This window comes from Piscinibacter lacus, from assembly GCF_016735685.1.
Classification (GTDB): Bacteria; Pseudomonadota; Gammaproteobacteria; order Burkholderiales; family Burkholderiaceae_C; genus Aquariibacter; species Aquariibacter lacus.
In genome coordinates this window covers 2,026,940-2,045,961 of sequence record NZ_JAERRA010000001.1, presented here as the reverse complement: position 1 = coordinate 2,045,961, position 19,022 = coordinate 2,026,940, and the positions used below count along the sequence as shown (strand labels likewise).

General features: G+C 72.6%; 20 protein-coding genes. 12 read left to right on the top strand and 8 right to left on the bottom strand.

Annotated elements, in window-relative coordinates; all coding sequences use genetic code 11:
* Nucleotides 1-58 precede the first annotated feature (58 nt).
* A complete protein-coding gene (locus JI742_RS09200; RefSeq protein WP_201825807.1) occupies nt 59-700 on the bottom strand; it encodes a cytochrome P460 family protein in 642 nt (213 codons plus the stop codon).
* Nucleotides 701-792: 92 nt separating this feature from the next.
* Between JI742_RS09200 and JI742_RS09195 the strand changes: the two genes are divergently transcribed.
* The 6 genes from JI742_RS09195 to JI742_RS09170 all read left to right on the top strand — a co-directional run bounded on the left by JI742_RS09195 (nt 793) and on the right by JI742_RS09170 (nt 6,972).
* Entirely contained in the window at nt 793-1,653 is an 861-nt protein-coding gene (locus JI742_RS09195; RefSeq protein WP_201825805.1) for a TatD family hydrolase, read from the top strand.
* Nucleotides 1,654-1,698: 45 nt separating this feature from the next.
* Nucleotides 1,699-2,439 carry a spermine/spermidine synthase domain-containing protein gene (locus JI742_RS09190; protein ID WP_350309648.1) on the top strand — a complete coding sequence of 247 codons (741 nt, stop codon included), beginning with the start codon at nt 1,699-1,701 and terminating at the stop codon, nt 2,437-2,439.
* Nucleotides 2,440-2,615: 176 nt separating this feature from the next.
* Nucleotides 2,616-3,077 (top strand): tripartite tricarboxylate transporter TctB family protein, encoded by a 462-nt coding sequence (locus JI742_RS09185; RefSeq protein WP_201825803.1) that lies wholly within the window; start codon nt 2,616-2,618, stop codon nt 3,075-3,077.
* 16 nt (nt 3,078-3,093) lie between these two features.
* Nucleotides 3,094-4,602 (top strand): tripartite tricarboxylate transporter permease, encoded by a 1,509-nt coding sequence (locus tag JI742_RS09180; protein ID WP_201825801.1) that lies wholly within the window; start codon nt 3,094-3,096, stop codon nt 4,600-4,602.
* Between the two features lie 127 nt (nt 4,603-4,729).
* Nucleotides 4,730-6,016: a DUF3422 family protein gene (locus JI742_RS09175; RefSeq protein WP_201825799.1), complete on the top strand. Its 1,287-nt coding sequence runs from the start codon at nt 4,730-4,732 to the stop codon at nt 6,014-6,016.
* 8 nt (nt 6,017-6,024) lie between these two features.
* Nucleotides 6,025-6,972: a DMT family transporter gene (locus JI742_RS09170; RefSeq protein WP_201826537.1), complete on the top strand. Its 948-nt coding sequence runs from the start codon at nt 6,025-6,027 to the stop codon at nt 6,970-6,972.
* A 13-nt stretch (nt 6,973-6,985) separates the two neighbouring features.
* On the opposite strand, the gene JI742_RS09165 is transcribed toward JI742_RS09170, so the two are convergent.
* Nucleotides 6,986-7,288, bottom strand: coding sequence for a DUF2007 domain-containing protein (locus tag JI742_RS09165; RefSeq protein ID WP_201825797.1), 303 nt, complete (start codon nt 7,286-7,288; stop codon nt 6,986-6,988).
* A 54-nt stretch (nt 7,289-7,342) separates the two neighbouring features.
* Here JI742_RS09165 and JI742_RS09160 point away from each other — a divergent pair, with 54 nt between their 5' ends.
* Complete coding sequence (locus tag JI742_RS09160; RefSeq protein ID WP_201825795.1) at nt 7,343-8,341, top strand: quinone oxidoreductase family protein; 999 nt, start codon at nt 7,343-7,345, stop codon at nt 8,339-8,341.
* Between the two features lie 45 nt (nt 8,342-8,386).
* Here the strand turns inward: JI742_RS09160 and lspA are convergent, their stop codons facing one another.
* Together lspA and ileS are read right to left on the bottom strand one after the other, a co-directional pair.
* Complete coding sequence (gene lspA / locus JI742_RS09155; protein ID WP_201825793.1) at nt 8,387-8,914, bottom strand: signal peptidase II; 528 nt, start codon at nt 8,912-8,914, stop codon at nt 8,387-8,389.
* Nucleotides 8,911-11,850 (bottom strand): isoleucine--tRNA ligase, encoded by a 2,940-nt coding sequence (gene ileS, locus JI742_RS09150; RefSeq protein ID WP_201825791.1) that lies wholly within the window; start codon nt 11,848-11,850, stop codon nt 8,911-8,913. The genes lspA and ileS overlap by 4 nt, the downstream gene beginning before the upstream one ends.
* Nucleotides 11,851-12,247: 397 nt before the next feature.
* On the opposite strand from ileS, the gene JI742_RS09145 reads away from it, so the two are divergent.
* Nucleotides 12,248-12,763: a copper chaperone PCu(A)C gene (locus JI742_RS09145; protein ID WP_201825789.1), complete on the top strand. Its 516-nt coding sequence runs from the start codon at nt 12,248-12,250 to the stop codon at nt 12,761-12,763.
* Nucleotides 12,764-12,823: 60 nt separating this feature from the next.
* On the opposite strand, the gene JI742_RS09140 is transcribed toward JI742_RS09145, so the two are convergent.
* On the bottom strand, nt 12,824-13,819 hold the full coding sequence (locus JI742_RS09140; protein ID WP_201825787.1) for a bifunctional riboflavin kinase/FAD synthetase: 996 nt from the start codon (nt 13,817-13,819) through the stop codon (nt 12,824-12,826).
* A 124-nt stretch (nt 13,820-13,943) separates the two neighbouring features.
* Nucleotides 13,944-14,018: a pyrroloquinoline quinone precursor peptide PqqA gene (gene pqqA / locus JI742_RS09135; RefSeq protein ID WP_182663041.1), complete on the bottom strand. Its 75-nt coding sequence runs from the start codon at nt 14,016-14,018 to the stop codon at nt 13,944-13,946.
* 257 nt (nt 14,019-14,275) lie between these two features.
* Between pqqA and JI742_RS09130 the strand changes: the two genes are divergently transcribed.
* Together JI742_RS09130 and JI742_RS09125 are read left to right on the top strand one after the other, a co-directional pair.
* A complete protein-coding gene (locus JI742_RS09130; protein WP_201826535.1) occupies nt 14,276-15,763 on the top strand; it encodes a sensor histidine kinase in 1,488 nt (495 codons plus the stop codon).
* Nucleotides 15,760-16,389 (top strand): response regulator, encoded by a 630-nt coding sequence (locus JI742_RS09125; protein WP_201825786.1) that lies wholly within the window; start codon nt 15,760-15,762, stop codon nt 16,387-16,389. The genes JI742_RS09130 and JI742_RS09125 overlap by 4 nt, the downstream gene beginning before the upstream one ends.
* A 15-nt stretch (nt 16,390-16,404) precedes the next feature.
* On the opposite strand, the gene JI742_RS09120 is transcribed toward JI742_RS09125, so the two are convergent.
* Complete coding sequence (locus tag JI742_RS09120) at nt 16,405-16,815, bottom strand: polyhydroxyalkanoate granule-associated phasin (RefSeq protein WP_201825784.1); 411 nt, start codon at nt 16,813-16,815, stop codon at nt 16,405-16,407.
* 202 nt (nt 16,816-17,017) lie between these two features.
* The gene (locus JI742_RS09115) at nt 17,018-17,254 is read right to left on the bottom strand and encodes a hypothetical protein (protein WP_201825782.1); all 237 of its coding nucleotides are present in this window, start codon (nt 17,252-17,254) and stop codon (nt 17,018-17,020) included.
* Between the two features lie 134 nt (nt 17,255-17,388).
* On the opposite strand from JI742_RS09115, the gene JI742_RS09110 reads away from it, so the two are divergent.
* The gene (locus JI742_RS09110; protein WP_201825780.1) at nt 17,389-17,616 is read left to right on the top strand and encodes a hypothetical protein; all 228 of its coding nucleotides are present in this window, start codon (nt 17,389-17,391) and stop codon (nt 17,614-17,616) included.
* The gene (locus tag JI742_RS09105) at nt 17,613-19,001 is read left to right on the top strand and encodes a class II fumarate hydratase (protein WP_201825778.1); all 1,389 of its coding nucleotides are present in this window, start codon (nt 17,613-17,615) and stop codon (nt 18,999-19,001) included. The genes JI742_RS09110 and JI742_RS09105 overlap by 4 nt, the downstream gene beginning before the upstream one ends.
* Nucleotides 19,002-19,022: the final 21 nt, after the last annotated feature.

Genomic DNA, 19,022 nt, shown 5'->3' with positions numbered 1-19,022 from the left:
GGGGGCGGAAGGCGGGCAACCGGCGGGCGCCTGGGCGCCCGCCGGTCGCAGCCGCCTTTCAGCGGCCGCCGTGCAGGGCGGCCAGCACCGCCGGCGGGATGTCGGCAGCCAGACTGGTGGGCTGGCCCAGGGCCAGGCGCAGGGCCGGGTCCAGGACCTGGCTGCGCTTGGTCTTGAAGTACTCGTCGTAGCGGAAGACGAAGTCCACCGGCTTGTCCTTCAGCGCAACATGGCAGGCGCGGCAGGTGGCCAGGTTGTCGCTGCTCTTCTGGCCGTTGGCGAGGTAGGAGGCATACACCCAGTTGCCGGTGCGCATGGCCTCGGGCACGCCCTCGCCCCAGCCGGCCTGCTTGCCCATCACGAAGACGCGCTGCAGCTCGCCCTTGAGCAGCTTGCCGTCCGGGCCGGTCTTGAGCGTGCCGTCCGGGTTGGTCTGGGCCGCGTAGTTCTCCATCACGAAGACGCTGCCATTCGGGAAGCCCGCAGGGGCTGTGCCCTCGGTGGCGACGCGGTTCATGTAGATCTCGCGCACCTGCCTGGCGTCGGGCCGCTGCACGGCGGAAAGGAACTTGCTCCAGCCGGTGTAGCCCTCGGGCAGCGGCAGCTCGCCATCGGCCACGCGGGCGGGCGGCAGTTCGACGGTGCTGCACGCGGCCACCAGGGCGGCCAGGGCGAGGAGGAGGGGACGGACACGCTTCATGAGGGGCTCCTGAAACAATCGACAGACGGCACGCGCCGCCGGCCTCGGGCCGCGGGCGAGGCCGCATGCTAGTCGCCTCCGGACCCCCTGCCATGTGGATCGACACCCACTGCCACCTCAGCGCCCCCGAGTTCGCGCCCGATGCCGCCGCCGTGGTGGCGCGCGCCCGCGCGGCCGGCGTGGGGCAGATGGTGCTGCCGGCGGTCGACACGGCCGATTTCCCCCGGGTGCAGGCCCTTGCCCATGCCCACGGCCTGGCCTATGCCCTGGGCCTGCATCCCCTGGCCCTGGACGCCCTGGCCGACCGGGCGGCGGAGACCGCCGCGCTCGATGCCCTGGATGCCGCCCTGCATGCGGCGCGCGAGGACCCGCGGCTGGTGGCCGTCGGCGAGATCGGCCTCGACCACTTCGTGCCCGGCCTGGACCGTGCGCGACAGGAACGTGTGTACGCGGCCCAGCTCGGCCTGGCCGCCCGCCATGGCCTGCCGGTGCTGCTGCATGTGCGACGCTCGGCCGACAGCCTGCTCAAGCACCTGCGCCGCCGGCCCGGGCTGGGCGGCATCGCCCATGCCTTCAATGGCAGTGCGCAGCAGGCGCAGGCCTTCGTCGACCTGGGCTTCGCGCTGGGCTTCGGCGGCGCCCTGGTCTTCGAGCGCGCCCTGCAACTGCGCGCCCTCGCCACCGGCCTGCCGGCCCGGGCCCTGGTGCTGGAGACCGATGCGCCGGACATTCCGCCCCCCTGGCTCTACCGCCGGGCCGAGCAGCGCGCCGCCGGCCTGGCCCATGGCCGCAATGAGCCGGCCGAGCTGCCCCGCATCGCCCAGACCCTGGCCGCCCTGCGCGGCTGGGATGCTGCAAGCACCGCCGCCCACACCACGCGCAATGCCCTGGCCGCGCTGCCTCGCCTGGCCGGCCTGTGCGGCGAGCGGCCGCCGCCCCACCCCATCCCCTGACCGCGAGCCCCCGTGCCGACCGAACCGAGAACCGAACTGCCCGCCGTGTCCCTCTCCGAAGGCGAGGGCCTGCGCCACCTGCACCTGGGCGACACCGACTGGGTGCAGGGCACGATGCGCATCCGCTCGCCCTGGAAGATCGAGCTGGAGTATGTGCAGCGCATGCTGGCCGCCCTGCTGCTGCGCCGCGGGCCGCTGGAACCTCCGCCCGGCGAGCCGCTGCCGCATGCGGTGCAGCTCGGCCTGGGCGCGGCCGCGCTGACCAAGGCCTGCCACCAGACCCTGCGCTGGCGCAGCACCGCGGTCGAGCTGAACCCGCAGGTCGTGCAGGCCTGCCGCCAGTGGTTCAAGCTGCCGCCCGACGATGCCCGCCTGGCCGTGGTGATCGGCGATGCCGCCGACTGGCTGCGCCAGCCGGCCCAGCTCGGCACGGTCGATTTGCTGTGCGTCGACCTCTACGACCACGATGCCGCCGCCCCCGTGCTCGACGACGAGGGCTTCTACCGCGACTGCCGCGCCGCCCTGGGCGAGGACGGCGTGATGAGCGTCAACGTCTTTGGCTGGCGCGCCAACCGGGCCGGCAGCCTGCGCCGCCTGCGCGCGGCCTTCGGCGCCTGCCATGTCGCCTGGCTGCCGCCCACGGCCGAAGGCAACACCGTGCTGCTGGCCTGGCGCGAAGGCCCCTGGCCCGAGCGCGACACCCTGGCCGCCCGCGCGGCCGAGCTTCAGCGCCTGATGAAACTGCCGGCCCTGCGCTGGGCCCGCAGCCTCAGCCGCAGCGACTGAGCCTGGGGTCGCTTGGGGGCCTGGGGCTGCGGAATGCCACTACGTGAAATCCGCAGCCCCCCGGCAGGGTCGCTTCCTACAATGCCGCCGAACCAGCCGCAGCCCGCGGCCGCCGCGCCAAGACGGCACACGCCCGATGCGGGCGCAGAACCACCGGACCGGAGACTCCCACCACCATGAAGATCAAGAGCCAACGCGACTTTGGCGCGGGACTGATGTTCCTTGCCGTCGGCGTGTCCTTCGCCCTGGGGGCGAGCGCCTACGATTTCGGCGTCTCCGCCCGCCCCGGCCCGGGTTACTTCCCCATGCTGCTCGGCGGCATCCTGTCGGTGCTGGGCGCGCTGGTGCTGTTCAAGGCCCTGACCCTGGAGACCGAGGACGGCGAACCCATCGGCAAGCTGGCCTGGAAGCCGCTGATCACCATCCTCGGCAGCGTCGTGCTCTTCGGCGTGCTGCTGCCGCGGGTGGGCCTGGCGGTGGCGCTGCCGCTGCTGGTCTTCGGCGCCAGCGCGGCGGGTGACGAGTTCAGCCTGCGCGACGCCACCATCTCGGCCGTGGTGCTCACCGGACTGGCCTGGCTGCTCTTCATCAAGGGCCTGGCCCTGACGCTGCCCCTGTGGCCGGCGTTCCTCGGCTGAACCGGAAGGCTGCCCCATGGACCTGATCAACAACCTCACGCTCGGCTTCCAGACCGCGCTGACCTTCCAGAACCTGGCTTACGGCTTCTTCGGCTGCCTGCTCGGCACCCTCATCGGCGTGCTGCCCGGCCTCGGCCCGGTGGCCACCATGGCCATGCTGCTGCCCAGCATCTACGCGCTGGACGCGACGCCCGCGCTGATCATGCTGGCCGGCATCTACTACGGCGCGCAGTACGGCGGCTCGACCACCGCCATCCTGATCAATGTGCCGGGTGAATCCAGCTCGGTCGTCACCGCGATCGACGGCTACCAGATGGCCCGCCAGGGCCGCGCCGGCGCTGCGCTGTCGACGGCCGCGCTGGGCAGCTTCTTCGCCGGCAGCGTCGGCACGCTGATCATCGCGGCCTTCGCGCCGCCGCTGACCGAGCTGGCCTTCCAGTTCGGCCCGGCCGAGTACTTCAGCCTGATGGTGCTGGGCCTGATCGGCGCCGTGGTGCTGGCCTCGGGCTCGCTGGTCAAGGCGATCGCGATGATCGTGCTGGGCCTGCTGATCGGCCAGGTCAACACCGACGTGATCTCCGGCATCCCGCGCTACAGCTTCGACATCGCCGAGCTGACCGACGGCATCAGCTTCGTCGCGATCGCCATGGGCGTGTTCGGCTTCGGCGAGATCATCGCCAACCTCGGCAAGCCCGCCGAGCACCGCGAGGTCTTCACCAAGGACGTGAAGGGCCTGTGGCCGACCAAGCAGGATTTCCGCGACGCGGCCCCCGCCGTGCTGCGCGGCACCGCGCTGGGCTCCATCCTCGGCGTGCTGCCGGGCGGCGGCGCGCTGCTGGCTTCCTTCGCGGCCTACACGGTCGAGAAGAAGGTGTCGAAGACGCCCGAGCGCTTCGGCAAGGGCGCCATCCAGGGCGTGGCCGGCCCGGAGTCGGCCAACAACGCCGGCGCGCAGACCAGCTTCATCCCCATGCTCACGCTCGGCATCCCGCCGAATGCGGTGATGGCGCTGATGGTCGGCGCGATGACGATCAAGGGCATCCAGCCCGGCCCACAGGTGATGACCAGCGACCCGGCGCTGTTCTGGGGCCTGATCGCCTCGATGTGGATCGGCAACCTGATGCTGGTGATCCTGAACCTGCCGCTGATCGGCGTGTGGATCAAGCTGCTGACGGTGCCCTACCGCGTGCTCTTCCCTGCCATCCTGACCTTCTGCTGCATCGGCCTCTACACGCTGAACAACAACAACTTCGACGTCTTCATGGCCGCCGGCTTCGGCGTGGTGGGCTATGCCTTCTACAAGCTGGGCTGCGAGCCGGCGCCCCTGCTGCTGGGCTTCATCCTGGGGCCGATGATGGAAGAGAACCTGCGCCGCGCGCTGCTGCTGTCGCGCGGCGACTGGAGCACCTTTGCCACGCGGCCGCTGTCGGCCGGCCTGCTGGTGGCGGCGGTGCTGCTGATCGTCATCGTCGCGCTGCCCTCGGTGAAGAACCGCCGCGAGCAAGCCTTCAAGGACGCCGACTGAACGGCCCGGCCACGGCCGCCCGTCCCGCAAGCGGACGCGCCGGCCCCTGGGGCCCGTTCCCGGCAAGGGGGCGGGCCCCGCGTCCTTCTCGGGGCCTGTCTATGATCCGCCCAGGAGAAACCCTGACATGCCCCGATCGCATCCCTGGCGCGAATCCCTGCACAACGAGGTTCACGCCCGCCCGCCCGAACGCCTGCAAGCGCCGATGGCGCTTTCGCACCTCGCCCTGCTGACCCCGCCGGGCGAAGTGGCCGAGGCCGCCCGCGAGCACCTGCGTGCCCTGCTGCTGGCCCGGCATCTGCCCCTGCCGGCCGAGGGCGCCGGCCACCTGAGCGTCGATCTGGGCGGCGGCTTGCACCTGCGCTGGGAGCAGCACACCGAGTTCCAGACCTGGACCTTCCGCCGCCCGCTGGATGCCGGCTGCGACGATTTCGATGACATGCCCCTGACGCGGCTGCCGCAGGACTGGCTGTCGGCCCTGCCCGGGCAGTGGCTGGTCGGCCTGCACCTGCTGGTGCTGACGGCCCAGGACGAGAGCGGGCCGCGCCTGGTGCGCCGCGAACTCGACGAGGACAGCCTCGTCGGCTCGGCGGTGATGGAGGGCTCGGGCGAGCTGATGACCGACTTCCGCCTGCATGCCGACGGCCTGGCCCGTTTCGTCCTGCGGGTCGGCAGCATGAACCCGCGGCGCCTGGGCCGCACGGTGCAGCGCATCGTCGAGATCGAGACCTACCGCATGATGGCCCTGCTGGGCCTGCCGGCCGCGCGCGAGGTGGGCGCCACCCTGGCCGATGCGGAGCGCGACCTGGCCCGGGTGGCCGGCGAGATCCGCAGCGCCCGCCGCGAGCGCGAGCCCGAGCTGCTGCGCGAGCTGACCCAGCTCGCCGGCCGGGTCGAGAGCCTGTATGCCGCCACCCATGCGCGCTTCTCGGCCAGCGCCGCCTATTTCGAGCTGATGCAGCGCCGCATCGACGAGCTGCATGAATCCGGCCTGCCCAACCTCCAGACCCTGCGCGAGTTCATGGACCGCCGCCTCGCCCCGGCGATGCAGACCTGCGCCTGGGCGGCCCGGCGGCAGCAGGCCCTGTCCGAGCGCATCTCGCGCACCAGCAACCTGCTGCGCACGCGGGTGGAGATCGAGGCGCAGGAAGCCAGCCAGGCCCTGCTCGACGACATGAACCGCCGCCAGAAGCTGCAACTGATGATGCAGAGCGCGGTCGAGGGCCTGTCGGTGGTGGCGATCAGCTACTACGGCAGCGGCCTGATCGGCTACCTGGCCAAGGGCGCGAGCCTGCTGGGCCTGCCGATCAAGCCGGAGCTGGCGATTGCGGTGAGCGTTCCCCTGATCGCGCTGGCCACCTGGAGGGGCGTGCGGCGCATGCACAAGGTGGTGCACGCCGGGCTCAAGCCTTGAGCCTGGGCATGGCCACCGGCCGGGCGCGTCTGCTCGGCTTCGGCCTGGCCATGGCCGGCGCGGTGGGTTTCTCGGGCAAGGCCATCGTCGCCAAGCTGATGTACCGGCACGGGGTGGATGCGCTCACCGTGCTCGGCCTGCGCATGCTGCTGGCCTTGCCCTGCTTCCAGCTCATGGCTTGGTGGGCCGGGCGTGGCAAGCCCGCCCTGGGATGGCCGGACCGGCTGCGCGTGCTGCTGCTGGGCTTCAGCGGCTACTACCTGGCGAGCTACCTCGACTTCCTCGGCCTGCAATACATCAGCGCCAGCCTGGAGCGGTTGATCCTCTACCTCAACCCCACCCTGGTCCTGCTGATCGGCGTGCTGCTGCTCGGGCAGACCGTGCAGCCGCGCCAGCTCCTGGCCATGGGCCTGAGCTATGCCGGCGTGCTGCTGGTCTTCGGCCACGAGTTGCAGGCCCAGGGCCTGGCGGCGGCCGGCAGCTCGTCGATCGGCCTGGGGGCGCTGCTGGTCTTCGGCAGCGCGCTGAGCTATGCCGTCTACTTGGTGGCCAGCGGCGAGCTGGTCAAGCGCCTGGGCTCGCTGCGCCTGGTCGGCCTGGCCAGCACGGTGGCCTGCGGCTTCGCGATTGCGCATTTCCTGATCGGCAAGCTCGGCAGCGGACCCTGGGCCGGCCTGGCCGGGCTGCCGGCGCCGGTCTGGACCCTGGCCCTCATCAATGCCCTGTTCTGCACCGTGGCGCCGGTGCTGATGGTGATGATGGCCATCGAGCGCCTTGGCCCGGCCACGGCGGCGCACACCGGCATGGTCGGCCCGCTCTCGACCCTGCTGCTGGGCATGCTGTTGCTGGACGAAGCCCTGAACCCCTGGATCGGTACTGGCACGCTGCTGGTGCTGGGCGGCGTGGCCTTGCTGCTGCGCAGCCCGCGTCCGGCACCGAGTCCGCCGGCGGACTGAGCTTGCCGACAGCTCAGGGCATGGGCGCGCCGCAGTTCCAGCAGCTCTCGAAAGGGCCTTCGACCGATTCGCCGCAGCCCCGGCAATGCCAGTGGCGGCTGGGGCTGGCGGTGAGGGCGTCGAGCAGGGCCTCGGCCTCGCCGCGGCGGCTGGCATCCTCGATCCAGACCTCGGGCAGGGCCTGGTCGGGCGGGATCTCGCCCACGATGCCGCAGCCGTAGCCGCGCTGCACGCTGGCCGGCAGGCCGCCCTGGTTCAGCCAGTCGGCCCAGAGCGTGGCCAGCAGAAGGTTGGGGGCGCTGCGCAGTCTTTGCATGGGTGCGCGATCATGCCGGCTTCCGCAAGCCCTGCGCCTTCGCGCGCCGAGACCATGACTTCCAGCTCCACCGTGCTGGCGATGCAGATCGCCGCCCCCGGCGGCCCCGAGGCCCTGCAAGCCACGCAGATCGCGCTCGGCGAGCCCGGCCCCGGCCAGATCCGCCTGCGCCATCACGCCATCGGCCTGAACTACATCGACTGCTACCACCGCAGCGGCCTCTATCCGCTGCCGCTGCCGGCCGGCATCGGCATGGAGGGCGCGGGCGTGGTCGAGGCAATCGGCCCGGGCGTCGAGCACCTGCAAGTCGGCGACCGCGCGGCCTATGCCTGCACGCCGCCCGGCGCCTACTGCGAGGCCCGCGTGATGCCGGCGATGAGCGTGGTGCGCCTGCCCGAGGCCATCGACTTCGAGACCGGCGCGGCCATGATGCTCAAGGGCCTGACCGTTCAGTACCTGCTGCGCCGCACCCTGCCGGCCGAGGGCCTGGCGGCGGGCGACTTCATCCTCTGGCATGCCGCGGCCGGCGGCGTCGGCTTGATCGCCTGCCAGTGGGCGCGGGCCCTGGGCCTGCAATTGATCGCCACCGCCGGCAGCGAGGCCAAGTGCGCCCTGGCCCTGGCGCATGGGGCGAGCCATGCCATCAACTACCGCAGCGAGAACTTCGCCGCCCGCGTGCGCGAGATCACCGGCGGCCGGGGCGTGAAGGTGGTCTACGACTCGGTCGGGGCCGACACCTTCGAGGGTTCGCTCGACTGCCTGCGGCCCTTCGGCCTGATGGTCAGCTTCGGCAATGCCTCGGGCCCGGTGCCGCCCTTCAACACCGGCTTGCTGGCGGCCAAGGGCTCGCTCTATCTGACGCGGCCGACGCTGTTCGCCCACCTCTCCAGCCGCGAGCGCAGCCAGGCCATGGCCGACGATCTGTTCGCGCAAGTGCTCGCGGGCACGGTGCGCATTCCGGTCGAGCGCCGCTACCCGCTGCGCGAGGCCGCCCAGGCCCATCGCGACCTCGAAGCCCGGCTGACCACCGGCTGCGGCGTGCTGCTGCCCTGAGGCCCTTGTCGCCCAGGCCGGCCCCGTGCGGCGCCGGCCTGCGCCTCAGCCACGGCGCCAGCGCCGCACTTCGTCGAGGATCAGCAGCACGGCGCCCAGGGTGATCGCGCTGTCGGCCAGGTTGAAGGCCGGGAAATGCCCGCCGGGGAAGAAGCCCGCGAACAGCGGGCCATGCACATCGAGCATGTCGATGACATGGCCGTGGACGAGCCGGTCGATCACATTGCCGAGCGCGCCGCCCAGCACCAGGGCCAGGGCTGCGCGCATCGTGCCGCCATGCTCGGCCTGGCGCAGCAGCCAGACGATGTAGGCCGAGGCCGCCAGGCCCAGCACGGTGAAGAACCAGCGCTGCCAGCCGCCCGCGCCGGCCAGGAAGCTGAAGGCCGCGCCCGGGTTGTGCACCCGCACGAAGTTCAGCCAGCCCGTGACGGCCACGCCCTCGCCAAGCTGGAAGGCCTGCACCGTAGCCCATTTGCTGAGCTGGTCCAGCAAGATCACCGCCGCCGCCAGCGCCAGCCAGCGGCCGATGGGTACCTTGCCGCTGCCTCCCGCGCGCACCTCGGCCCCGCTCATGCGAAGGCCCGCGCTTCGCCGGCGCCGTGCAAGTTGTCGATGCAGCGGCCGCAGATGCCGGGGTGGGCCGGGTCCTGGCCCACGTCCTCGCGCACATGCCAGCAGCGCTCGCACTTCTGGCCGGCGGCGGGGCTGACGTTGATGGCGAGCGCGTCGCCGGCTTCCAGCGTGAGGGCGGAGACGATGAAGACGAACTTCAGGTCCTCGCCTAGGCTGGCCAGCGCGGCCAGGTCCTCGGCCGGCGCGGTGATGTGCAGTTGCGCTTGCAGCGAGGCGCCGATGGCGCCGGTCGCGCGCACCGCCTCGATGGCCTTGTTGGCCGCTTCGCGCACGGCCAGGATGCGGGCCCACTTGGCGCCCAGGTCCGGGTCGAGCGCCGGCAGCACGGTGTACTCGGCCGCGAAGATCGAGCCCTGCGGGCGCTGTGCTTCCGGCAGCGCCGCGTTCAGGATGGGCCAGGCTTCCTCGGCGGTGAAGCTGAGGAAGGGCGCCATCCAGCGCAGCATGGCCTGGCTGATCTGCCACAGCGCGGTCTGCGCGCTGCGGCGGGCATGGCTCTTGGGCGCGGTGGTGTAGAGGCGGTCCTTCAGCACATCCAGGTAGAAGGCGCCGAGGTCCTCGCTGCAATAGACCTGCAGCTTGGCCACCACTGGGTGGAAGGCGCAGTCGCCGAAATGGCCGCCCGTCCACAGGCCGGTGGCCGGGTCGAGGGTGCCCACGATCTCGGCTTGCAGCGCGGCGGCGCGGCCCAGGGCCAGGCGGTCGATCTCCAGCCATTCGGACTCGGGCACGGCGTCGGTCAGCGGGTCGAAGTCCGAGACATTGGCCAGCAGGAAGCGCAGGGTGTTGCGGATGCGGCGGTAGGCATCGACCACCCGGGCGAGGATCTTGTCGTCGATGCCCAGGTCGCCGGCGTAGTCGGTGGAGGCCACCCAGAGGCGGATGATCTCGGCACCGAGCTTGTCGCTCACGGCCTGCGGCGCCACCACATTGCCCAGGCTTTTGCTCATCTTGCGGCCCTTGCCGTCGACGACGAAGCCGTGGGTCAGCAGGCCCTTGTAGGGCGCGCGGCCCTCCAGCGCGGCGGCCAGCAGCAGGGAGCTGTGGAACCAGCCGCGGTGCTGGTCGTGGCCTTCGAGGTAGAGGTCGGCCTCGGGCCCGCCGTCGTCCCGTCCTTCACCCGCATGGCTGCCATGCCGGCCCAGCACATGGGCGAAGGTGGCGCCAGAGTCGAACCACACGTCGAGGATGTCGCTGCCCTTGGCGTAGTCGGCCGCCTCGGCGCCCAGCCAGTCGGCTGGCTCCAGCCGCGCCCAGGCCTCGACGCCGCCGGCCTGCACCAGGTCGGCGGCGCGTTGCAGCAGGGCGGGCGTGTCGGGGTGGAGCTGGCCCGTCACCTTGTGCAGGAAGAAGGGCAGGGGCACGCCCCAGCTCCGCTGGCGGCTGATGCACCAGTCGGGCCGGTTGGCGATCATGTCGCGCAGGCGGGCGCGGCCGTTCGCCGGATAGAAGGCGGTCTGGTCGATGGCGGCCAGCGCGGCTTCGCGCACGGTGCGGGCCGCCGGCGTGCGGGCGAACACGCCTTCGCTGCCGGGCTGCGGCGCGTCCATGCGCACGAACCACTGCGCCGCGGCGCGGTAGATCACCGGGCTCTTGTGGCGCCAGCAGTGCGGGTAGCTGTGCTCCATCGCGCTGCTGGCCAGCAGGCGGCCGGCCTCGTCCAGGGCCTGGATCACCAGCGGATTGGCCTTCCAGATGAACTGGCCGCCGAAGCGCGGCAGCTCCGCTTCGTACACCCCGTTGCCCTGCACCGGGTTGAGGATGTCGGCATGGGCCAGGCCATCGGCCACCAGGCTGTTGAAGTCGTCCACGCCATAGGCGGGCGCGGCATGGACGATGCCGGTGCCGTCCTCGGCGGTCGCGTAGTCGGCCAGGATGATCTTGGCCGTGCGGGCATAGCCGGCATCGAATTGCGCGAGCGGATGGTGGAAGTGCAGGCCTTCCATCGCCCGGCCCGGCGCGGTGGCCAGAACCGGGCAGTCGGCCGGGTCGAAGCCGTGGCGGCCCAGGGCCTTGGCGATCAGCGCCTCGGCCAGCAGCAGCACGCCCTTGGGCGTCTGCACCAGGGCGTAGGGCAGCTCGGGATTCAGGTTCAGCGCCTGGTTGGCGGGCAGGGTCCAGGGCGTGGTGGTCCAGATCACCGCGTAGGCATCGCCCTCGATACCGGCCAGGCCGAAGGCGGCGGCCAGCTTCTCCGGCTCGGCGCTGAGGAAGGCCACGTCGACGGTGGGCGAGCGCTTGTCGGCGTACTCGATCTCGAACTCGGCCAGCGAGGAGCCGCAGTCGAAGCACCAGTACACCGGCTTCAGGCCGCGGTAGACATGGCCGCCGTCCATCAGCCGGCCCAGGGTGCGGATCTGCTCGGCCTCGTTGACGGCATCCATGGTGCGGTAGGGCCGGTCCCAGGCGGCCAGCACGCCCAGGCGCTTGAAGTCGGCCTTCTGCAGCTCGACCTGTTCGCCGGCATAGGCGCGGCTCCGGGCCTGCACCTCGTCGCGGCTGAGGCCGCGGCCGTGGGTCTTCTCGATTTGGTTCTCGATCGGCAGGCCGTGGCAGTCCCAGCCCGGCACATAGCGCGCGTCGAAGCCGGCGAGCTGGCGCGACTTGACGACCATGTCCTTCAGGATCTTGTTGACCGCATGGCCGATGTGGATGGCGCCGTTGGCATAGGGCGGGCCGTCATGCAGCACGAAGCGTGGGCGGCCGCAACGGGCCTCGCGCAGGCGGGCATAACGGCCGCCTGGCCCTTCGGCCTCCCAGTCGGCCACCCAGCCGGCTTCGCGCTTGGGCAGGTCGCCGCGCATGGGGAAGGGCGTGTCGGGCAGGTTCAGCGTGGCGCGCAGGTCGGCGCCGGGGGCTTGGGGAGCGTCGCTCATGGGGCGAGGTCGCGGATCGCGAGAAGCAGGAGGGGGAGGCCGCAGCACACGCGGCGCGGGGGCCGGGGCAGACCCCGGCTGGGGCGGCCCGGGCGACCGGGGGCAGGGCGCCCGGCCGGTCGGCGGCGCGGGGCCGCCGGGCGATCAGCGCGGAATTCGATCGCGGGTGGTCTGCCGCCGGGTTGCGGCGCAGGTAGTCCGCAAGGGCCGTCGCGGGTCGGCGGGAAGGTGTGCAGCCATCGCCGGATTCTAGGCGGCGGCCCGTGCGGCGCCGGCCGCGGGGAACGGGCCGGGGGCAGGGCGCTCCTACACTGGCCGCCTGGGCTTCCTTCCGCGTTCGGCCGCGGCGCCTCGCGCGCCCCGCCGCCACGCATCCACCTGTCGATCCCGTCCCGCCATGACCCGATTCCTGCCCCGCCGCGCCCTGCTGGTGCTGAGCGCTGCCTTCACCCTGTCGGCCCAGGCCGCCGAGCCGCTGAAGGTCGGTGCGCCCTGGGTGCGCCCCGCCGTCGTCGGCCAGGGCGCGACCGGCGCCTTCATGCAACTGATCAGCACCGGCCCGGCGCTGCGCCTGATCGCCGCCCGCTCGCCCGCGGCGACGCGGGTCGAGATCCACGAGATGAAGATGGACGGCGAGGTGATGCGCATGCGCGCCATCACCGGCCTGGACATTCCCGCCGGCCAGACGGTGGCCCTGCAGAGCGGCGGCTACCACCTGATGCTGATCAAGCCCTTCCAGCCGCTCAAGACCGGCGACACCGTGCCGCTGACCCTGATCGTGCAGGATGCGGCGATGAAGCGCCACGAGATCACCGTCCAGGCCCCCGTGCGCCAGGCCGCGCCGGGCCAGACGGGTGCCGCCAAGCATGATCACGACGACCACGGCCACGGCCACGGCGATCACAAGCACTGAGATCCAGCTTGCCGCGCGCAGGCGGCGGGCGCCGGCTGCGCCTTGGCCCCGCCGCCTGGCTCAGGCCGGCGGCTGGGTGGCCCACCAGGCTTGCGCGGCGGCCACATCGGCTGCAATGCCGGCCTGCAGCGCGGCCAGGTCGGGGTAGCGGCGCTCCTCGTGCAGGTGGTGCAGCAGTTCGACGCTGATCGCGCGGCCGTAGCCACCCTCGGGGCCCAGCTCGGCCGGCCAGTCGAACAGATGGGTTTCCAGCAGCACGCGGCCGGCATCCTCCACCGTCGGCCGCACGCCCAGGCTGGCCACGCCTGGAAGCGGGCGCGGGCCCAGGCCCTGCACGCGCACGACGAAGATGCCCTGGGCGGCGGGCCGCGCATGCGGAAAGCGCAGGTTCAGGGTGCGGAAGCCGTCGGCCCGCCCCGCCGCGCTCTCGCCCAGTTGCCGGCCGAGCTTGCGGCCATGCTGCACGCGGCCGCTGAGGGCATAGGGCCTCCCCAGCAGGCGGGCGGCCAGGGCCATGTCGCCGGCCGCCAGCGCGCTGCGCACGGCCGAGCTGGACACGCGCAGGCCGTGCACCTCGTAGCTCATCATCCGCGCCACATCGAAGCCGGCGCGCTCGCCGGCGGCATCGAGGAAGGCGTAGTCGCCCGCCCGGCGCGCGCCGAAGCGGAAATCGTCGCCGACCAGCACATAGCGCGCGCCCAGGCCGGTGCGCAGCACCTGGTCGATGAAGGCCTGGGGGTCGAGGGCGGCCAGCCGCTCGTCGAAGCGCAGCACCACCACCTGCTCGACGCCACAGCGCGCCAGCTCGGCCAGCTTGTCGCGCAGCGGCGCGATGCGCGCCGGCGCCAGCTCGGGCCGGCCGCTGCGGGCGGCGAAGAAGTCGCGGGGATGGGGCTCGAAGCTCAGCACCGTCGGCGGCAGGCCGCGATGACGGGCTTCGCTGACCAGCAGCGCCAGCATGGCCTGGTGGCCCCGATGGACCCCGTCGAAATTGCCGATGGTCAGCGCACAGGCCGGCGCCAGGCCGGGGGCGCGGACGCCGCGGAAGACTTGCATGGGCGGATTATCGCGAGGCCGCCGCAGCCGCCCGGCGGGGCGGTCGGCCCATGAAAAAAGCCCGCCGAGGCGGGCTTTCTCAGGAGGGCGGTCCGTCTGCGGCCGGACCGGACCCTTCAGCGGCTCAGCGGGCCGAGACGTACATCGTGATCTCGAAGCCGAAACGCAGGTCGGTGGCGCGGGGGGCGGTCCATTGCATGGTGAGTCTCCAGTGAGGTTTTGAACACCGCCGGGGCGGTGATGCCGATGTCTTCGGCATGGGTTGGACTGTGCGCCGGGCCGGCCGCATCGCCCAGGGCCGGTCCATGAATGGCGCTTCATGAATTTCATGAATCCCGGAGGGGGGCCCTGACGATGGTGGGCGGCGGCCGGGCCGCCTACCATGCCGCCAGCGCCGTGCTGCGGCGTCCCGGCCTTGCGGCCCGTCCCCCCCGACCCGAGTCCCGCCCCTTGAAGATGTCCGCCCTCAGCCTGCGCCTGAAGATCCACCTGATCGTCGGCGGCCTGGCCACGGTCTTCGTGATCGTCGTCATCGGCCTGCGCGTGCACGGCATGCGCGAGACGGTGCGCGAGGAGGTGGTGGCCGCCAACCGCGTGGCCTCGCAGATGCTCAACCGCACCGTCTGGATGGTGGCGGCCCGCGGTCCGGCAGCCATGGTCGAGTACCTGCAGGGCATGGGCCGGGTGCGATCCAACGACATCGTGCTCAGCACGATCGGCGGCGAGGTGCTCTACCAGTCGCCGCCCTCGCCCTACAAGGCCGGGCGCGATGCGCCCGACTGGTTCGGCCGCCTGATCGTGCCGCCGCTGCCCGTGCAGGTGCTGGAGTTCCCGAGCGGTGGCCGCCTGACCATCACGCCCGATGCCTCGCGCTCGGCCGTCGACGCCTGGGACCAGCTCGTCGCGATAGCCGGCACCGCCCTGGCCCTGCTGCTGGCCCTGCATGCCATCGTCTACGCCCTGGTCGGCCAGACGGTGCGGCCCTTCGGCAAGATCGTCGCCGCGCTCAACCGCCTGGAAGCCGGCCAGATGGATGTGCAGATCGAGCGCCTGCCCGGCCAGGAGGCCGCGGCCATCGGCGCCGCCTTCAACCGCATGGTGGAGGGCCTGCGCGCGCGCATCGAGGCCGAGCGCCGCGCCTCGGTGGCCGAGCGCGAGCTGTCCGACCGCCGCGACCTGGCCCGCTGGATCGACCACCACCTCGAAGAAGAACGCAAGCTCATCGCCCGCGAGCTGCACGACGAGCTGGGCCAGTCCGTCACCGCCATCCGCAGCCTGGCCCTGGCCGTGGCCGGCCGCACGGCCGGCAAGGATGCCGCGTCCGAGCAGGCCGCGCGGGTGATCGCCGAGGAGTCGCAACGCCTCTATGCGGCGATGCACGGCCTGATCCCGCGCCTGGCGCCGCTGGTGCTGGATGCCTTCGGCCTGGCCGACACCCTGCGCGACCTGGTCGAGCGCACCGAACGCAGCCAGGCCGGCGTGCGGGTGGGCCTGCAAGTGCAGCTTGAAGGCGTGCAGCTTGGCGCCGAGCCGGCCCTGGCCCTGTACCGCGCCGCCCAGGAAGGCCTGACCAATGCCCTGCGCCACGGCGGCGCCACCGACATCGCCCTGAACCTGGGCGCCGATCCCAGCGGCGCGCGCCTGCGCGTCGAGGACAACGGCAGCGGCCTGCCCGCCGACTGGCAGGCCCGCGCCGGTCACTACGGCCTGCGCTGGATGGGCGAGCGGGTGGAAGGCCTGGGCGGCGGCTTCCGCATCGAGAACCGCGCGCCCGGCCCCGGCGTCCGGCTGGAAGTCTGGGTGCCCGCCGGCCGGGCCGAGGATCCCGCCCGACCCCCGGGCAGCCCGCGCGATCCCGCCCTGCTCGCCCCCCGTTCCCCCGCGCCGGCCCCGCTAGCCGCGCGCGAGACCCCGACCACTCTTGCCCAGGAGGGCCACGCATGATCCGCGTGATGCTCGTCGACGACCATGCGCTGGTGCGCATGGGTTTCCGCATGCTGCTGGGCGATGCCCAGATCGAGGTGGTGGCCGAGGCCGACTCCGGCGAGGACGCCTGCAAGCTCTACCCCCAGCACAAGCCCGATGTGGTGGTGATGGACCTCACCATGCCCGGCATGGGCGGCCTGGAGGCCGTGCGCCGCCTGATCGCCCAGGAGCCCAAGATCCGCATCCTCTGCCTCTCGGCGCACGAAGACACCGCCCACCCGCAGCGCGTCCTCAAGGCCGGCGCCCTGGGCTATCTGGCCAAGCGCAGCGCGCCCGAGGCCCTGATCGAGGCCGTCACCGCCGTCTCGCGCGGCAAGCGCTACCTCGACCCGGAAACCGCCAAGGCCCTGGCCGTGGCCCAGATCGAGGGCGACAGCAACCCCAGCGAAGCCCTGAGCGAGCGCGAGTTCTCGGTCTTCCTGCAACTCGCCCGCGGCGCCACCGTGGCGCAGATCGCCGAGAACCTCAAGCTCTCGCCCAGCACCGTCGGCACCCACCTTTACAACATCAAGCAGAAGCTGGGGGCGAGCAACCAGAGCGAGATCACCCTGGTGGCGCTGCGCTGGGGGCTGATCGAGGCCTGAGTTCCGCGCGGCGGCCTAGCGCAGCCGAGTGCGCGCCAGGCGCTTGGCATTGGCCACCGCCTTGCGGTGCACCGGCGCCAGGCCCTGGCCGAGGATGCCCAGCGCGGCGCGCTGCAACTGGGCCAGGCCCGGCGGCGCGACGCCGGCTCGCCAGCGCATCGGCTGGCCGAGCTGCTGCAGGAAGGACAAGCCCAACTGCTGCTGCGCCCGCAGCGTCTGCACGGCCATGGCCTGCCAGGCCTGGCTGAAGGCCTGCTGCTTTTCCTGGACCATGCCCTCGAACTCCTTGCGGTCCCGGGCCGAGGGCAGGGGACCGGCCAGGGCCAGGCGGGTCAGGTGGTGGGCGACGACCTGGGGCACGGCCCAGGCGAGTTCGGCGGCCTGGCTGCCGAGGACAAGGGCTTGACGGCTGGGGCGGGTGGACATCGGGTCTCCTGGGGCGGGGCGGGCCGTGGTGCGCGCTGTGGCGCCGTTCGGCAGCGCACCGATGCGGGCGGGCGCAGCGCTCAGCATGCGGAGACTGGCCCCGACGGGGCGCGAGGGCCACGCCCGGGGAGTCCGCATGTTCAGCTTGTCCACGTTCTTGGGATCCGGCGCGCTGCGCGGGCAGCAGCAGCCGGACCGCGATTCAGGCCACGCCGGTGCGCCCTGCAGCCCGCGGCCGGGCGGGCCGGGGCCGCGGTGGGGGCGAAGCGGGTGCGGCGACGGGGTCCGCCTCGGCCGGTCCGGGGTCGATGGGCTGTTCCGGCCCGGCGCTGCCCACCCGCCCGGGTGCTGGTGCGCCCTCGGCGGTGAAGTCGGCCTTCTGGTCGGCCAGGGTCGGCAGGACGGGGGGCGGATCGAGCGGACGCGGGGGCTGCTTCATGACGGGGCCTTCGTGGTGACGCGGAATCCCGCTTGTAGGCTGGGGGCGGCAGGCTGTCTGTGGCCCGTCCCACACCCGGGGCCGGACGGCCCGCTGCCCCTGCACCTGCGGCCGCGGCCGCAATCGGAGGCCCGATGAGCCAGGCCGCCCACATCCACGGCAAGGTCGAGTACCGGCAGGGCGAGGGCGCCATCCGCTGCATCCCGCGCGGCCCCTGCGAGGTGCAGTTGAGCGCGCTCGACGCAACGATAAGCTGGACCGGCGGCGAGGCGCCCGGCTCGGCGGCGCTGCCGATCGCGAGCTACCGGACCTATGTCGCGCAGCGCGTGATCCGGCTCGACGCGCCGGTCGCCAGGGGATGAGCGCCGCCGGCGCCACCCGCACCGAGCACGACAGCTTCGGTCCGATCGAGGTGCCGGCCGAGGCGCTGTGGGGCGCGCAGACCGAGCGCAGCCGGCGCAACTTCGCCATCGGGGAACAGCGCATGCCGATCGCCATCGTGCATGCCCTGGCGCAGATCAAGCAGGTGGCGGCCGAAGTCCATGGCGAGCTCGGCCTGCTGCCGCCGGCCCAGGCCGAGGCCATTGCCCAGGCCGCGTCCCGGGTGGCCACCGGCGAGTTCGACACGCAGTTCCCGCTCTCGGCCTGGCAGACCGGCTCGGGCACGCAGACGCACATGAACGTCAATGAGGTGATCGCGAGCCTGGCTTCGCTGGCCCTGGGCGGCGGGCTCGGCGCCCAGCGGCTCGTGCATCCGAACGATGCGGTGAACCTCGGCCAGTCGACCAACGACGTGTTCCCCAGCGCGATGCACCTGGCCGCGCTTGCCGCGGTCGAGCCGCTGCTGACCACCCTGGCGGCGCTGCGCGAGGCGCTGGTCCGCAAGGCCGAGGCCTGGGCCGGGCTGCTCAAGGTCGGCCGCACCCACCTGCAGGACGCCACCCCGATCACCTTCGGCCAGGAGTTCGGTGGCTACGCGGCCCAGCTTGCCCTGGGCGAGGCGGCGATCCGCGCCGCGCTGCCGGCCGTGCATGCGCTGGCCCTGGGCGGCACGGCGGTCGGCACCGGCTTGAACACCCACCCGGCCTTCGCTGCGCGCGTGATCGCGCGGCTCGCGCAGCGCCTGGGCCAGCCGCTGCGCGCCGCCGACAACCGCTTTGCCGCGATGGCCGGCCACGAGGCCCTGGTCGGCCTGCATGCCGGCCTGCGCATGCTGGCCCTGTCGCTGCACAAGATCGCCAGCGACCTGCGCCTGATGGGCAGCGGCCCGCGCGCCGGCCTGGGCGAGCTGCGCCTGCCGGCCCGCGGGCCGGGCAGCTCGATCATGCCGGGCAAGGTCAACCCGACCCAGGTCGAGGCGATGACCCAGGTCTGCGTGCAGGTGATGGGCCATGACCTGGCCCTGGGCCTGGCGGCCGGCCTCGGCCAGTTGGAGCTGAATGTCTACAAGCCGCTGATCGCGCTGAACCTGCTCGACAGCCTGCGCCTGCTGGACGATGCCATGGGCAGCTTTCGCCGCCACTGCATCGAGGGGCTGGCCGTCGAAGCTGCGCATGCGCGCGCGCTGCTCGACCATTCCCTGATGCCGGTCACCGCCCTGGTGCCGCACATCGGCCACGACCGCGCCGCCGCGATCGCCCGGCATGCCGAGGCCCAGGGCCTGAGCCTGCGCGAGGCGGCCCTCGGCCACGGCGGCCTGGCGGCGGCGGACTTCGACGCCTGGGCCGACCCCCGCCGCATGGTCTGAACCCCGCCGCGCAGCGGCGGG